10 protein-coding genes and 5 pseudogenes are annotated in these 15,943 nt (G+C 49.7%); 2 read left to right on the top strand and 13 right to left on the bottom strand.

All coding sequences use genetic code 11. The features are described 5' to 3' along the window. Positions 1-76: 76 nt before the first annotated feature. From DWZ16_RS16885 to DWZ16_RS10150, 13 genes and pseudogenes are all read right to left on the bottom strand, one after another. Positions 77-1,174, bottom strand: coding sequence for a 3'-5' exonuclease (locus DWZ16_RS16885; protein WP_412694331.1), 1,098 nt, complete (start codon positions 1,172-1,174; stop codon positions 77-79). Beyond that, the gene (locus DWZ16_RS16880; RefSeq protein WP_412694330.1) at positions 1,171-2,238 is read right to left on the bottom strand and encodes a hypothetical protein; all 1,068 of its coding nucleotides are present in this window, start codon (positions 2,236-2,238) and stop codon (positions 1,171-1,173) included. Before DWZ16_RS16880 ends, DWZ16_RS16885 begins: the two co-directional genes overlap by 4 nt. 694 nt (positions 2,239-2,932) lie before the next feature. Beyond that, positions 2,933-3,307, bottom strand: coding sequence for a hypothetical protein (locus DWZ16_RS10190; protein WP_118522735.1), 375 nt, complete (start codon positions 3,305-3,307; stop codon positions 2,933-2,935). Between the two features lie 151 nt (positions 3,308-3,458). Further along, a pseudogene (locus DWZ16_RS10185) lies at positions 3,459-3,587 on the bottom strand (Maff2 family protein); the annotation flags it as partial. Between the two features lie 89 nt (positions 3,588-3,676). Next, a pseudogene (locus DWZ16_RS10180) lies at positions 3,677-5,499 on the bottom strand (type IV secretory system conjugative DNA transfer family protein). Then, positions 5,496-5,966 (bottom strand): PcfB family protein, encoded by a 471-nt coding sequence (locus DWZ16_RS10175; protein WP_107001182.1) that lies wholly within the window; start codon positions 5,964-5,966, stop codon positions 5,496-5,498. Before DWZ16_RS10175 ends, DWZ16_RS10180 begins: the two are co-directional and overlap by 4 nt. Positions 5,967-6,057: 91 nt before the next feature. After that, a pseudogene (locus tag DWZ16_RS10170) lies at positions 6,058-7,106 on the bottom strand (hypothetical protein). 14 nt (positions 7,107-7,120) lie between these two features. Then, positions 7,121-7,834, bottom strand: a complete 714-nt coding sequence (locus DWZ16_RS10165; RefSeq protein WP_107001184.1) for an antirestriction protein ArdA — start codon at positions 7,832-7,834, stop codon at positions 7,121-7,123. A 4-nt stretch (positions 7,835-7,838) separates the two neighbouring features. Beyond that, positions 7,839-8,087 (bottom strand): DNA cytosine methyltransferase, encoded by a 249-nt coding sequence (locus tag DWZ16_RS16875; RefSeq protein ID WP_243035821.1) that lies wholly within the window; start codon positions 8,085-8,087, stop codon positions 7,839-7,841. An 8-nt stretch (positions 8,088-8,095) separates the two neighbouring features. Beyond that, positions 8,096-8,542 (bottom strand): hypothetical protein, encoded by a 447-nt coding sequence (locus tag DWZ16_RS16870; protein WP_182434588.1) that lies wholly within the window; start codon positions 8,540-8,542, stop codon positions 8,096-8,098. A 16-nt stretch (positions 8,543-8,558) separates the two neighbouring features. Next, positions 8,559-8,921, bottom strand: a pseudogene (locus DWZ16_RS16865) (DNA cytosine methyltransferase); the annotation flags it as partial. Further along, a complete protein-coding gene (locus tag DWZ16_RS10155) occupies positions 8,908-9,264 on the bottom strand; it encodes a hypothetical protein (protein ID WP_009901612.1) in 357 nt (118 codons plus the stop codon). The gene DWZ16_RS10155 and the pseudogene DWZ16_RS16865, both read right to left, overlap by 14 nt. 306 nt (positions 9,265-9,570) lie before the next feature. After that, positions 9,571-10,949 (bottom strand): annotated as a pseudogene (locus DWZ16_RS10150) (ParB/RepB/Spo0J family partition protein). Between the two features lie 187 nt (positions 10,950-11,136). Between DWZ16_RS10150 and DWZ16_RS10140 the strand changes: the two are divergent. Beyond that, positions 11,137-14,877, top strand: coding sequence for a peptidase A26 (locus DWZ16_RS10140; RefSeq protein WP_147353416.1), 3,741 nt, complete (start codon positions 11,137-11,139; stop codon positions 14,875-14,877). Between the two features lie 83 nt (positions 14,878-14,960). Beyond that, complete coding sequence (locus DWZ16_RS10135; protein ID WP_147353415.1) at positions 14,961-15,905, top strand: hypothetical protein; 945 nt, start codon at positions 14,961-14,963, stop codon at positions 15,903-15,905. The last annotated feature ends 38 nt before the right edge of the window (positions 15,906-15,943 follow it).

Raw genomic sequence — 15,943 nt, 5'->3', positions numbered from 1 at the left:
CTAATTATTATCATTTTGTTCATATGCACTTACGCTGCGTTTGGCATTTAGGCAATTCAATATATTGTAAATTTATCTATATCAGCGGGCTAACCTCATTTTCACAAAATAAGCTAAGTTTGTGAAGCGCTCTTGTGCAGGCAACATATAAGAGGTTTTTATCATCTTCATCATGGTAGTTTTGGCTATCTGCATCACAAATTAAGACAGTATCAAATTCTAATCCCTTTGACATATATACTGGTAAGATAAACACGCCTTGTAAATCTGATACGCTCCCATTTTTAATTAATTGAATATCAAGTTTGTGTTTAATTTTATTAAATAGATAGGTTGAATTTTTTTCGGTTTTACAAATTAAGCATATCGACTGAAACCCTTTCTCTTGGCATAATTTTATTTCCTTAACAATTTCATCAATGAAGATTTCGGAATTATCAGCAATATATACTTTTGGGCTATCGCCATTCCGATTAAAACTTTTTATCTGTGAACTTTGTTCAATGAACTTTAAACTAAAATTTAAAATTTCATTCGTACAACGGAAACTTTTATCCAACATAATAAGAGAAGATTTTTTCTTGTTCAATATTTTTTGAATTTGTTCGTAGAAAGAAATATCTTCTTTTTTGGCAAGAGTCTGTTTCATATCTCCTAAAATAGTAAATTTGGCATTAGAAAAAAGAAAATTAAATATTTCATATTGGAGAGGGTAGTAGTCCTGTGCTTCATCAATGACTACCTGCTTAATATTTTTATATTTATTTGTTCCGTATATTTTTAAATACAAATAAGCGATTGCTATTGCGTCATCATAATACAAGCTGTCTGCTTCCAAATTTTCCTTAGTATATTTCCAAATATTTTTTATGTTTTGTGACGGATTGCTATTTTGCAGCAGGCTATAAAAATAGGCTTCATTGCTAAATAATATTTTATATAATTCAACAATGTCAATTTTTATAAATTTCTGTATTTCCTGCTTGATTAGATTTTTTTCTTCTTTATGCCCCCGCCCTTTTCCTGTTCCAAATATTTGTTCTAAAATATAATCTTCTAATTGTTCTAATTTTATGCCTAATGGTGTTTCTGGTCTTCCTAATATCTTGTCTTTTAGAATTTGCCCGCTTACAACGCATTTTCCCTCATAATAAACATCTTCAAATTCTATCACTGGCGGGGTATATCAATGAGAAATTGGTCTAAAATTTCCCTAAAAAAACTTGACGTTTTAAATTCTATACTATTTCTTGAAATTTCCTTGTATTTTGAATTGACAATCAAGTTTTCTAAAAAATCATTTCTTGACTGAATTTTCCTGCCATTTAATAACTCACTAAGTATATCTTCAAACACGGAAGAAATAACATTATCTTCTCCCAATTCGGGCAATACATTTGAAATATATTGCTCAAATATAGAATTTGGGGAAATAATCATAATGTTATTTGCGGACAGCTTTGTTTGTAAACCTTGATACATAAGATAAGCAGCCCGGTGGAGAGCAATAGAGGTTTTTCCACTTCCCGCTACACCCTGTACCATTAGCAGGTCATTTTCCATATCTCTAATAACCACGTCCTGTTCATGCTGAATTGTTTCAACAATAGCTTTCATTTTAGCAGTAGTGTTTTGTGACAGTAATTGCCTTAAAAATTCATCAACAATCTGAACATCTGAATCAAAAAAATATTCCAGTGTTCCGTTTTTTATTTCATATTGGCGTTTCAAATTGAGTTCGCCTGTTACTCGTCCACATGGAGCGTCATAAAACGCTTCGCCTGTCATAAAACGATAGAAAACACTGGCAATCGGCGATCTCCAATCATAAACATACATCTCTTGATAGCTGTTTTTTCGTAGAGAAGAACGTCCAATGTATATTTTTTCAAATTCGTCCTCATCATCAAATTTAAAATCAATTCGGGCAAAATAGGGCGATTTTATCATCTTTTCTAACAGAAGTATTTTATGTTCTTCTTCTTCATAATCTATAATTTTGTCTGTAACAGGATTGATATATTGGCTTAATTCAACAAGTGCCTCGAAACCGTCTGATGTGTACAGTGATGTAATGCCGTGTTCTGTATTTTCACGCACATCTTTTTTGGCTTCGATAATTTCTGATTTTTTTTTGTCTGCCGCTTCTTTTGCCTGCTTTAATTGTTCCTCGGCTAAAGAGATTGTTTGTGCTAATCTTTTTTCTTCAAACGCTTTTTCTGTCTGATTATTCCCCATAATGATTATGACCTCCTTGAAAAATGAAAGAAAGTTTTACTGAAACATTGCTAGGCTAGTTTAGCATGTGTCAGCTTATATAAACAGTCTTGTATTCATAAAATTTGTATGGTATTATTACAGTGGGAGGAATTATGTTAGATATTTGATTTCTGCAAGCATATCAATTCTAATACGGGTAATTTAAACAATAAACAAATTGGGACAAAGAGTTATACCATTATGTCCCAATTTGTTATTACTCCATATCTTCAGCAGACAGAAACACAAGCCCGGCAAATTCTTCCTCAATCAGTTTCTTCAACTTTTCCGCTGTGCTCTATGCAGGTTCCCTTATCTCCATTCCAACCTATAATCTCTTTCTGTAAAAGCAAATCTTGTTCTGTGAAAAAATGATTTGGATTCCGTAGTAGTCGGCATTGTGCGTAATGTGTATAACTGGCTGTATCATGGAATTGTGGGTAACTCTGTTTGCAGGACGTGGGAAAGCTGCACTTTAGCTTTTCCATGTGCTGTGAATAGAGTTATCCATGATTCCATAGCCAGTTATGCACATTTCCATAATGCTTGTCTTTTGGTCTTTATCAAAATGAGCATATTGGTTATTAAGAAAAGCCCTGCATATTATCATATACAGAGCCATTCTAATCTTTTTACCCTCTACATAGAGCGTTTTCTTTCTGCAAAATTCATTTTACAGAATGATACCCGCTTTTTTTGCAAAATAGCCTTTTCTCCCGGTAAGTTCCGACTGTTTTTCCTTTGGCAGATTATTGAATAAATCCTCATAAAGAATATCGTCTAACTGCATTTCCCTAGCAAGTAAAAACACATTTAGACTAAGCCATTCCTCCCAAAGCCCTTCAAATAAACTATGGCTGTCTGTATAGGTGTCAAGTCCTTCAAAGCCATATGACGGTGTATAGCACTGCAATTTAACAAAACCGTACCTACCAACATCAACCACTAAAATATCTTCATCTTCCATTTCGTACAGTTCCGCAAACGCACCAATTACTTTGTAGCACATTTCCCGTTCTTTCTCTGTGATATATACTGTTTTTTCCATGCTCATTTACCTCTATCCTTTCAAATCGTGGAATACGGTTTTCAGTTTTCTTCTACTTCTAAACCACATATTTGAAATGCCACATACGCCATTTTATACGGAATAGAGGTTGGCTGTCTGCATTTATCGGTGTGTTACTTTATGGCACATGAGCATTTGCCGCAGGGTTGTCCGACCCGTAACCTTCCAGAAGGTTGATGACACCCCACACCGCCAGACCGGCGCCAAGAGCCATGACCAGAATTTTAAGAATGTCGATTGCCTGATTGAAAAATTCCATATACGTTCCTCCATTTTGTTTGTTTGATGGTTTTGGGTACAAAAAAAGCCGCCCACATCGGCGGCGCTTCGGGTCATCATGGCCCGAAGTTACACGAACTCGTCGCTGTCCAGATCATCGAAGTTCAACAGGTCAGCTTCTTCGTCCGTGTCGGAGCCGTCCACTTCGTACACCGTGTATTCGTCCTCCGGCTTTAGTCTCAATGGCCGGTGGCGGAACAGGCTTTCCAAGCGGAAGGCGTTTTTCTTTTTATCAAATTCGGCTGTGTACTTGTAATTCGGGTGCTTTTTCAAGTCATACTTCGGGGACAGGAAGGGCGGGAGCCCCCGAAGCTGCAAGATACATTTATCCCCGGGCATGGTGGTGATCTCGCTGGTAGTCATCAGCTCCCGGCCAAGCCGCTGCATATTCTGGCTGTAACTTTCAGACTGCCCCCGGCTCCGGCCTTCGGTCTGCATGGAGATGGTGGCCTTGCCCAGCCAGTTTTCCGAAATATCCTTTAGGGTGGAAGCCTCCCGGCCTCCGAGGAACACGATACTGTCCATGTTGCCCATGATGGTTTCAGAATGGTCCTTGTACAATGCCTTGCACTGGCTCATAGCCTGATAAAAGAGTGTCAGGCTGATCTCACGGGAACGGATGACAGCCACAATTTTCTCCAGCCCCGGCACCTGCCCGGTGTTGGCAGCCTCGTCCCACAGCACCCGCACATGGTAGGGCAGACGCCCGCCATAGGTATTGTCAGCCCGTTCACACAGAAGGTTGAACATCTGCGAAAAAGCGAGGGCAACCAAAAAGTTGTAGGTGGTGTCCGTGTCGCTGATAAGGAAGAACAGCGCTGATTTTTCATCCCCCAGCTTATCAAGCTCCAGTTCGTCATAGGACATGATCTCCCGAAGCTGGGGAATGTCAAAGGGGGCAAGTCTGGCTCCGCAGCTAATCAGTATGCTTTTAGCTGTCTTGCCGCTGGCCAGCTTGTATTTCTTATACTGTCTCACAGCGAAGTGCTGGGGACTGCGGCGTTCCAGCCCATCGAACATATAGTCAACCGCATTTTTGAAGGTTCGTCATCTTCCCGGACTTCCATGCTGTTTATCATTTCCACCAGCGTATTCATGTTGCGTTCTTCCTCCGGCCCCTCAAAGACGATATAGGCCACAAGGGCGCAGTACAAAAGGGTTTCGGCTTTTGTCCAGAACTCGTCGCCCTCCTTGCCATCGCCTTTGGTATTGGCAATCAGGGCGGTAACGAATTTCAAAACATCGCTTTCCGTCTTGATATAGGCCAGCGGATTGTAGTGCATGGATTTGGAGAAGTCGATACTGTTGAACACCCGCACCCTGTATTTTTCCCTTTGCAGGAACCGCCCGCACTGGTCGAGGGTGCCGCCCTTCGGGTCTACCACCACATACGAGGAATGGGCTTGAAGGAGCTGCGGGGTCAGCCAGAACCTTGTCTTTCCCGAGCCGGACGAGCCGATGACACAGGCGTTTAGGTTCCGGGCATTGGCAGGTACCTTCGGACGGGTGTTCATGGTAAGGAACTCCGTCCCGGTTAAAATGACATTGTTCTGAAATTTAGGGTCTACAAACGGCTTTATATCCTCCTTTGTTCCAAAGCGGGCGGTGCCGTACTCCGCATCCCGCCGGAATTTTTTTGCCTTCCTGATCTTTGACTGTATCAGCAGATACATCCCAGCCGCACCGGCAAGGCCCACCAGCAGGTCAATACCGCCCAGCCCCGGCCAGTAGGTTTCAAAGGCTTTCGGGAAGGTGTCGAGCATCCCCATGAGCTTTGTCCCGAAGTCTGTGCCGGGTGCAGTCCGGTAGGCCGTCCCGATTTTGGAAAAAAACCAGAACACAAAGAGGTACGGCAGGTTGGGGAGCACATATTTTCTGATCTTGTCACTCAACGTCCGTCCTTCACCGCCTCTCTGGTCCGCTGCTTCTCCTTTGCCTGCGTCCTGATCTGCTCCGTGAATTTCCGAAGCTGGCCGAGGATAGAAGGCTTGTCCTGCTCTTTGTCCAGCACCTTTGCACTGTACTTCTGGAAGGCCGCCGTGATAGCGTCCGCCTGATTGGCTTTGAAAAACAGCAGGTAATGGCCGGGGCTCACTTTATGGAAAGCGTAGTCCACATGGAACTCCTTCGCGATCCGGTCAAAATCCTTCGGGGCTCCCACATAGGGCATGGCGCTTTTGCCGCCATAGTGGTTCATCAGCTTTTTCACACTCTGGCGTCCCTGTGGGGTCAGCGCCTTCCGGTGGTGCTTTTGCAGCGTCCGCACCACCTTCCCAAGAGCGGCAGCCAGCACTTTTCCCGTGAGCTTCGTTGTCCTGATCGAAAGGGCAACCGTTTTTTGGTTTACTTCTTCCTGCATAAAACCTCCTTTCCGTCGGGGTTCCCGCTATCCGGGAGGCCCCCGTACAATCTCGGCGAACAGAAAGCCTCGGGCCAATGTGGCCCGAGGCTTACCGCTCGGCATCCCTGCCGGACGGAGCTTTCTTTTCCGGCTCCGTCTGGACTTTTTCGCCCTGTTCCCGCATGGTCTGCAAGATAGAGGGCTTCTTTTGAAGCTGGGAGGCTTTTCGCCGGACAGCGGCTTGATACATTCCAGCCGGTCAGCCGCCCGGATGGCGTTGTCCGTGAGCTGCCTCTGCCATGCACCCACGCTGGGAGCCCAACGAAAGCCGCTGCTTTTCAGCTCGGCCCGGGTGTCCGCGTCAGGCTTTCCGTCAAAGAACACCTGCAAGCGGTTGTCCTCCCGGTTCATTTCCACACGACCCCCATCGAACTCCCAGCCGGAAAATTCCTGCTGTGCCTGTTTGGAAAGCTGTTCGATACGGGCCTTTACCCGGCGGATCTCCGCGTTGTTGTTGGTAAGCTGGTAGCTTTCAAAGGGCCTCGGGTCGCTCCGCCAGCTTGACGCCATGCTTGCTTTCAGCTTTTCGATCTGGTCCGGCGACAGCAGCGCACAGCCATCCAGTTTGCCATGCTTGCGGTAATAGGCGTTGACCTCCTTCATAATGAGCTGGGAGCGTTCCAGCCCGTCCAGCTTCTTCTGGAGCTTTTCAATCGCTGCCGGGTCATCGGCGCTGATCCCGCCCATGCCGGTACTGCGTATCTTATCCAGCAGCCCTTGAATATACTGCCATTCCTCCATGTTGCTGTCCCGGGCCCGGTTCTGTTTTTCCTTCTTCCCCACCGGGAAATTGGCAGGTCCGGCGATCATCACAGAGGGAACCCTTGCGTCAATGGCAAAGCCCTGGTTCATGTTTTCAGCCAGCTTTCGGGCATAGGTGTCTAACAAATGGTCGATCTTCTCATGGTACATGGGGGCCACCCGGGATTTCTGCTTTTCCGCTATGGCGGCGGCCTTGTCCACCATTGCCCGGTATTCCGCCGTTGCGCTCCCTTCCTTGTAGTCGGAAAAGCTGTTCATTTCCTTTGCCCGGCGGGCGGCTCCTTCATTGATAGGGTAATAGTTGATGGTATGCACCTCCTTCATGCTTCGGGCCATGCTGGCCCGAAGTCCTACCGTTCTTCATGGGAAGGCCCCGCCTTGTCCTTTTTCGGAGCGGGCGGGGCTTCTTGAAACCGTTTGAGTGCAACGAGAATGGAGTGGACAGGTTCGGCCTTTTCAGGATAGGCAAATATCCGGTGTTCCGGCGGAATGTCCTGCGGCCCGTGGTAATACTCCTTGAAGCCCTCCGGGACTGCCGACACATATCCACCGGGAGCGAATACGCCGCCCTCGTTGATACGCACATCCCGCCCGTATGCTTCATAATCGAAGTAGTTCTGAATGTGCTCCGGTATGTCGATGGTCCCAAGCTCGTCGGCGTAAAGGCGGCCCAGCCCTTCATCATCGGAAATATCCGGGTAAAAGCGGTAAAGGTCAAGGTTCTGCGTCAGGTTTATCAAATCCTTCACGCTCCGTGTGTGGTTTCCCAAGACAAGAGCGGCTTCAAAGGTTTCCAGTCCGCCCTTATCCCGTACTTCCAGCAGGGCGTGGCCCAGCTCGTTCAGCTCGTCGATGTTCTCACATTCGTAGAGATGATCGTAGAGCCCCAGCACATCGCTGTCAAAGCTGGTAAAGAACACTTCGCTGTACCGTTTCCCGTCTATCCCGATTTTGGCAAGGGCGGCCTGCAACTCCTGTGTCGTCGTGGGGAAATGTACCGTTGTCCCTACCTCAATCCCCATCAAGGGGTACAGGGCGGTGTTGGTTATATAGGCTTCAAACATGGGCTCATTCCTCCTTTCCGGCCCGGTCAGCCAGCACCTCATAGATCCCGGCCATAATGTAATCGGCGCAAGGGAGGGCAATCGCGTTCCCCAGCGCCTTGTAGCGTTGCAGAGGCCGGATCTCCACGCCGTCCGCCCCGTACTTTGTCCAGCCCTCTGGCAGCCCCATCAGCCGTTCGCTTTCCGTTTCCGTCAGAAAACGGATACAGCCGCCCTCCGGGTCGCCCTCATACCAGAAGGCGAAGGGCGTCACGTCACTGGCTAAAAGAGTGGGAAAAGGGTCAGTTGGTAATCCGAAGCTGTTTCGGAAGGCCGTTTCTTCCTGCCTTTTTGCCGCTCCCCGCATACGGAAGCACTGAAAGGGGTGGATGACTGGTATCTGCCGCCCTGTTTCAAAAGAAGCTGTTCGATCTCCTTCGGCGGCGGCCCGCCCGCCCTCTCCGCAAGGCGGAGGAAGTGGGAGCATTGGACGGGGCTTAAATAGTATGTCTGCGGCACGTCTGCCTCCAAAATCCGCCACGACGAAAATCCGCTGCCTTCGTGCCAGCCTTCGGGTGCCTGCCCAATACTGGGCGTCCATGAGCCGCCAGCACACATCAGGCGTTCCCCCTCGCACCATTCCGGCATTTCCCCATCTTCCCGAAGGAGGCATTGGAACTTCGGTGTCCGAGAAGGCGGATAGGACGGCTCTAAAGTCCATCCGGTCATTTGTAGAAAACGCTCCCATGACGTTTTCCCAAACAGCGATAGCTGGATATAGGTTATCAGTAGCATCCCTCATTTCCTGTATGATACGAAACGCCTGATAGAACAGGCTTGATTTTGCCCCGGCAAGGCCGGAGCGGTTGCCGATCAGAGAAAGGTTCTGACAGGGGGAACCGAGGTATCACATGGACCGGCGGGATTTTCCCGCGTCCACCTTCGTAATATCTCCCAAATGCGCCATATCGGGAAAGTGCCTTTTGGTTATGGAGATGGGCGCTTTTTCAATCTCGCTGGCCCAGACCGGACGGATACCGCACCGGGAAGCAGCCAGAGGGAACACGCCGATCCCGTCGAAAAGGCTCCCCAGCTTAATGTCCGGCATGGCCCGGGGTGCCGTGTCCCTTCACGGCAAGCACCCCTTCCAGCGTTGTCGCCGCAATGCCCAGCCGTCCGGCAACCGCAATATCGTTTTTCACATCCTCGTCCACAACGCTGCCGCAGACGATCAGGGTATGAGAACGCCGCAGCATATCCCGGCGCATATCAATCCCGGCCTTATGTTCCTCGGGAACGCTGTCATTCAAAAACAGCGGCAGGTACAAGAGCGGGCAGATCGGGGAAAAGCCCGCCTCATAAGCAAGGCGGCAGTAGTGAGCCGCCAGCTCCATATCAACATCCGGCTCGCCGCTCCATGCGGCGGTCAGGTACGCTAAAGGTCGTTTCATTGGTTGAGCCTCCATTTCTGTTTTGGTTTAGGGAAAAGCAAGAGTTCGCCCAATCCCTCCGCCCCTTCCCCCGGGAAGGGGAACGGCTCTGGAGAATTTATATCCCCGTCGCTTGACCGGGAAAAAGCATAACCGGGAGAAATCCGTCAAGGGTGCCTCTGGCACCGCCTGCGGCGGCGCTGCCCTTGACTGATTTTCCCGGCTATGCTACGGAATAACTGGCGACGGGGAATCATTTATATCTCCAGAGCTTCGGGGCGCGGGGCAGAGCGCAATCCTCGGGCCATGCTGACCCGAAGTTTTAGCTTACTTTTCCTGTTCGGTTTTCTTCTCCGGTTTTTCGTGTTCCTTCTGCTGACCCTTCCAGTCGTCCAGCAGCTTGATGATCTGGTCCTTCATTTCCCTCGGCGTAGTTTCCTTGCCGAAATACTTGCTCAGTTCCGCACCTGTCAAAATCACTTTGTCTACCTCCTTTTTGTCCTCCATCATAATGCCGTCGATCACATCCCCGTTGAGCAGCTTCTTTTCGTCCAGTTCCCGCATACGCTTTGCCTGCGCCTGTGAAGGCGAGGACTGCTGGCTGTCAATGGCAACGGCGATATAGTTCTGGTTCTTCTTGCCGATATAGGAAAGCTCCACCGCCGTAGTAAAGCCCAGTTTTTTTTCATCCATCAGCTTCATCAAGTCGGGAACCAGCTCATTGAGCCGGATATACCGCTGCACCTGTTTGACCGCCATCTTATTACGCTCGGCCACAATTTCGTTGGAGCGTTTTCCTGCGTCCTTCGGGTCAATCTGGCCCGAAGTGCGGGAGCCTGGTGCTTGATAGCCTCAAGCTGCATTTTCAAGGCTTTGGCCCGCTCACTGGGGAGGATTTCTTCACGCTGGTTGAGATTATCCTCGACCATCTGCGTGATGGCTTCATCGTCTGTCAGGTTTCGGACGATACAGGGCATATCCGCATATCCGGCAAGCTCGCTGGCTTTCTGGCGGCGGTGGCCGGACACGATCTCATAGCCGCCATCCTCACGGGGACGGACGATAGCGGGCTGGGTCACGCCCTTGTCCTTAACGCTGGACACCATAGCCCGCATTTCTTCATCGTCCCGGACTTCAAAGGGATGGTTCTTGAAGGCGTGGAGTTCGTTCAGCTTGATATAGACGATCTGCTCCTTGCCCCGGCGTGGAGCATCCTTCGGTTTTTCGGGTTCCTTCGGAGCGGGAGCGGCCTGTACCGTTGGAGCCGTTTTTTTCTCCGGTTCCTTTTTGACCGCCTTTTCCGTTTTCTGTGCGGGAGCTTTGGATTTCGAGGCTGCGTCCTTGTCCTTATCTGCTTTCGGGGGACGGCCCCGGCGCTTCGGCTGTTCCGGCTCTTTGGGTTTTTCCTCTGCTTTTTTCGGAGCCTCCGGCTGCTTTTCCGGTTTCTCCGCTTTTGCCGGGTCAGGCTTTTCCACGCCGGGAGCTGCCGCTCGTTCCTCGGCTTTCTTTTCCTTCATAATTTCAGCGAAGTTATAGACAGAAACCTGTGGGGTCTTTACCTCTGGTTCCGTCTTTTTTTCCGGCTCCGGGGAAACGGAAACCTTCTCCGACTCTTTTGGGGGATTAGGCGGTGTTTCCTTGCCCGGCCCGCTATCCGTTACCGGCTGTTCCGGCGTTTTTGTGGTTTTATCATCTGCCATAAGCATTTACCTCCTGTTTTTTGGCATGAAAAAGGGGCTCAACTTTTCAGTCAAGCCCCCGTGGGAAGTTCCTCCTTTCTCCGCCATGATACAAAAATACCGCCCGTAGTCTCGTTTGGGCGGTACTTTGTGTAAGATTGGCAGTCCATTATTAAGTTTTTTATTATGTTCCCTTTGTACACCGTTGCAAAAGTTGGATGATACAGACGATGCCATAAAAAGGCGGAAAGAATGGCAGAAACTGGCTGCATCGTCCAGTGAGCTTATGAATGCGGATGTGAGGGCAACTTCCTCTGAATTACGTTCTTCCAAAGTCATAGAGGCAACTCCTTCACAATTAATCATGTCGCGCGTTAGCGTCAGCGCCAGCCTCGGAAATCTCTGGGAAAACTGGGATGTGGCGGATTTGAGCTTTCTGGATGGAACACATGGACTTGGAACGAAACAAAAACCGTATCAGATACGCACGAAACATCAGCTGATGGGACTTAGCTTCCTGGCGGCGTTTGGCATGCAGCCGGATTACGGCGAGGTGGAAGAAGAGATCGTGGGGGATTACCGGGGCGCATGGTTTGAGCTGACGGCGAACATCGATCTGGGAGGAATGGACTGGAATCCGATCGGTTATTACCGGGATGATTCGGAATTTTCAGGGGAGGTGACGCACCCGTTTACGGCAAATCTGGATGGAAACGGTTATAAGATTTCAAATTTCCGGTTTGCAGGAGGCAGTTCGCCGAATGTTGGATTCTTTGGTGCGCTGGATGGGGCGGAGATCCGAAATCTGACGCTGGAACCAGGAAAGCCGGTCAAAGGAGTGCGTCAGGTGGGAATTTTGGCAGGAAATGCGAAGAATTCCAAGATTTTTAATTGTCAGGTAAAAGGCGATGTGGAAGGAACCGGAGCGGTCGGTGGAATGATCGGGCGCATGGAAGGCAGCACGGTGGAAAACGGAATGGCACAGGTAACCGTCCGAACGACGGGACGTGCAGCCGGAGCGCAGGCGCTTGCGGGCGGAATCGCCGGGGAAGCGGCGGATGATTCTCGTATCATTGACTGCCAGGTCCGCACCGGGGATAACAGCACCTCGCGGATTCAGGGAACGGATGCGACTGTCGGCGGAATCGTAGGGCTTCAGAATGGGGCGGCTCTCTACAATACCTATGTAAATGGCACGATCGGCGGTTCTGGCAGCCAGAATGTCGGAGGACTCGTTGGAGAACGAATCAGCGGAGACTTGAAAGTGGGGCGGTTTGAGGGAACGATCGGTCAGTCGGGAACTGGGGCTGCCGGACACAGAGGAACCTTCATCGGATACCGCGCACCAGCTAATTATTTTAAATATGGGGATGACATCGCGTACCTGTTTGCGGATACGGAGGCGAAAATCGCAAACAATGTCTGTGGAAGCGGCATTTCAGATGATAACCAGTATACATACGCGGCGCACATCGGATATTCCCACGCGAGGGACAATTTCTTCACGCTGGTATCCGGCGGTGTCACGCGGGATGTGGACGAGCGATATTTTTATGAAGAACTGGAACAGGGGATTCTCTCGATTGTGGATGAAGAGCTGGGCGGGGAGATGGATGCGGAGTCGGTGGGGTATGATCTTGACCATTTTGCACCAAATGATGCGGGACGCCCGGTCCGTGGTTATCTGATTACGATTCCGCAGATCGATACCGTCTCCAATGGAACGAATTATTACGATGTGGCAGTGCTGGAAGCACGGGGAAATGGCGCGTATTACCGGACACTCGATAAAAAACGCCGCGGTGCGGTGGCACCGGGAAAGACGGTGACGGTCAGCACCTCGGCAAAGCAGGCGGAAAAAGCGCGCTTTCAGATGGAGGGAGTTCCGACGTACACGCGTGGGAAGAGCCGGAAAGATACTACTTATGTAAATGGCGGCGAGTATTGTTTTACGATGCCGGAGGAAAATACGCAGGTGTCGGCGGTTTATAAAAAGGTGGCAGTTTCGGTCGGTCTGACGCCGGGCGTGACGAAATTCCAGGTGGTGCAGGAGCGGACCGGAAACCGGAAACATCCGACGAAAGTCACACGCGTGATGGATGGAAATGGAAAATTAATTGCGACGTACATCCATGGAAATCTGCAGGCGGGAACACAGGTGCAGCCGGTGACGGTGCAGGCGATTGTGGATCGGAATAATGATGTGGCGGATGCATCGGTGCGCTGGAGTATCGACGATTCAGATTTGATTACGTTACTTCCAAATGACGATGAGGAAAGTGGTTATACGAAAAAGAGCGCGTCAGTCCAGGTAAATTTAAATAGTTCGTTTATCACTGATATAGTCCGGAAACTGGAAAAAGAGCAGGCAGACCGCGGATACCAGTATGCGATCGGAAGCGACATATACGGAGCGGGGCATCAGAACGGCGGCGTGGCGGTGCTGACGGCAGAGACGAAACCGGCGGCGAGCTTTGATGGAAAGCCGTGCCGGGGAAATGCGCGGATTGAGGTTACGTTCCAGATCAAGGATCAGACCTATGTAGCCAATGAGGAGGCGGCACTGGATCAGGAACAGTTGAAATTTGAGGTGGTGCGGACATTAACCGGAAATCGGAAACATCCAGATGAAACGATTCAGGTCACGGCACCGCAGGCGCTGAGTGCGTCTTTTACACCGGATTATTTTGACCGGAAAGAGATATCGTGGACTGTCGGTGATGCAGCACTGATTTCGGTGGATGGCGAGGACAAGTCTGCCAGTGTGCAGGCGAAAAAGGATGCAAAATGGATCCGGGATCTGATCGCGGCAGATCAGGGCAGACATGTGAATACACCATATGAAATACAGACAGCTTCCGGCAGCCGCACGACGAAGGTGACAGTGATCGGCGATGATATGCTTGGAAACCGGCAGACGGCATCGTGCAGAGTACAGGTGGATTTCCGGACAGTGGACGAATCGAAGATTTGTGTGGAAGGCATCAGCCTTATACCGAAAACGCTGCAATACGAGATCAAACGCACCCGGACGGGGGCGGGTTATCGTTCGGTGGAGGCATGGACGGGAACCGGTGCGAAAAAGCTGGCAGCGTCGGTATTTCCGGCGCAGGCGTTTAACCAGAAAGTGACATATCAGGCAAGTGATGATTCGCTGTATGTATCATCGGATGGAACCGTGACGGTCAATACGACGGCTTCCTGGATACAGGAGCTTGACCGTCAATACTTAAAATCAGGCAGCCATACGGCATATGTGACCGTGAAAACCGAGGATGGTGGCTTCACGGACCGGGCGGCAGTCACAATTCAGTATGAGGCAGTCGATCAGACATACAGCGGAGGTTCCCATTCGGGCAGCGGCTCAGGTGGAGGCTCTTCTTCTGGAAAGGGGGCAGCGGCAGGAAGCAGTGCAGCGAATGCAACTGGACCGGCATCGGGGTTCAGTGATTTGACAGGAGCGGGTATTGGAAATCTGACAGAAGGACAGGCAGGCCCCGGGCAGAATGCGGATGCGGCAGCCATACCGGAATATGTAGTAGCTGGAAACTGGCGGAAGAATGCAGATGGAACCTGGCAGTTTGAAGCGGGCGGTAGAAGCTATGCTTCTGAGTGGGCGGCTGTCTACAATCCATATGCCGATCCGGCAAAGGGGCAGAGTACGTTTGACTGGTTCCGATTTGATGCAGATGGCAGGATGGTGAACGGCTGGTATACGGATGTGGATGGAAACACGTATTATCTCTGGACAGAAATGGATGGAACACAGGGGCGTATGCTGACTGGCTGGAACTGGCTGCCGGGAAGCGATGGAGTGTTTCATTGCTACTATTTTCAGGAAAAATCCGATGGAATGAGGGGACGTTTGTATCAAAATACGCACACCCCCGATGGAAATTTAGTCAATGCGGATGGTGCCTGGGTGCTGGACGGAATAGTACAGACGAGAAGCTGAGAGAGGAGGAGAGAAGAAAACAGAGGTAAACAGGAAAATGAAGTGGAATGACACGGAAAGAATAAAAAATGGGGGTAAAAAAAATGAAACAGGATAAGAAAACAACCAATAAATCGGGATGTACAGCCGTACTGGCAGCAGCCATGATCGCAGCCGGAGGTTTCAGCGCTTATGCGGGCAATCAGGGGACGCATGGCGGTGAATGGAAGGACACAGAGAGTCTGAGATGGGAGTGGCAGAATGGAGAGATGAGTTTTTATGGAAATGGAAGTATTTTTTCAGAGCAGCACCCAGAGATCAGCGATCCAGAATATTACCTGAAAGAGGCAGTCCGTTATCCGGGGGAAGCAAATCCAGGGTGGAATACGAAGGGAGAACCGAAAGCAAATTATAGCTGGGCTTCGGTCGAAGAACTGCAGAAATTTGTCAATAGTTTTGACTGGATTCATTTGGATGAAAAAATGCGTCTTCTGTATGTGCATAACCGGATTGCAAACGGAGAGGGAGGTTTTAACCAGAATCATTACGGTTCGCCGGAAGAGGCAAAGGATTTCCCGGTTTTGGAAGGAGGCGTTGGCGTCTGCCGGGATTTCGCGGAAGAATTTCAGTTCCTATGCCAGATCGTAGGGCTGGAGTGTGTGACCTACACGCCGGAGTATCTCCATGATGCGTGCCTGGTGCGGATCGGCACGCAGTGGTATGCGACGGATCCGACCTCCAGCCTGCCGCTATTTTCAAATGCGAAAACATATCCGGTTGACTTTGAGACGGAGTTTTACCGCTATGAGAATAAGGAGCGGGAGCAGAGAAGAAAGGACTATGAAGCGGATCCAGACAGTCTTGCCAATGTGCTGGCGCTGACCTTGAGTATGCGGGGAGAAGGGACGATTTCCGAGTCTGCCTGGGAGAAAATACAGGCACCGATGGGGCAGATAGAAGAACAGTGGGGACGACAGGAAATATCAAGACAGGAGTATGAAAAGGGGATTATCTCGCTGCTGAAATCAGTTTGGGGAACTGAAAAATAAAGAAAACGAGGGACTGCCGGTGTTAAGGGGCGCGGGGC

The organism is Clostridium sp. AF29-8BH (assembly GCF_003478145.1).
Lineage (GTDB): Bacteria > Bacillota > Clostridia > Lachnospirales > Lachnospiraceae > Otoolea > Otoolea fessa.
Note: the sequence above shows the minus strand (reverse complement) of the source record. Positions and strands in the feature narration are given on the sequence as shown.

Coding starts and splice junctions, on each gene's coding strand:
- DWZ16_RS16880 (WP_412694330.1), bottom strand. CDS start 2,238: ATGGGGAATAATCAGACAGAAAAAGCGTTTGAAGAAAAAAGATTAGCA.
- DWZ16_RS10190 (WP_118522735.1), bottom strand. CDS start 3,307: ATGGAAAAAACAGTATATATCACAGAGAAAGAACGGGAAATGTGCTAC.
- DWZ16_RS10175 (WP_107001182.1), bottom strand. CDS start 5,966: ATGCAGGAAGAAGTAAACCAAAAAACGGTTGCCCTTTCGATCAGGACA.
- DWZ16_RS10165 (WP_107001184.1), bottom strand. CDS start 7,834: ATGTTTGAAGCCTATATAACCAACACCGCCCTGTACCCCTTGATGGGG.
- DWZ16_RS16870 (WP_182434588.1), bottom strand. CDS start 8,542: ATGACCGGATGGACTTTAGAGCCGTCCTATCCGCCTTCTCGGACACCG.
- DWZ16_RS10155 (WP_009901612.1), bottom strand. CDS start 9,264: ATGAAACGACCTTTAGCGTACCTGACCGCCGCATGGAGCGGCGAGCCG.
- DWZ16_RS10135 (WP_147353415.1), top strand. CDS start 14,961: ATGAAACAGGATAAGAAAACAACCAATAAATCGGGATGTACAGCCGTA.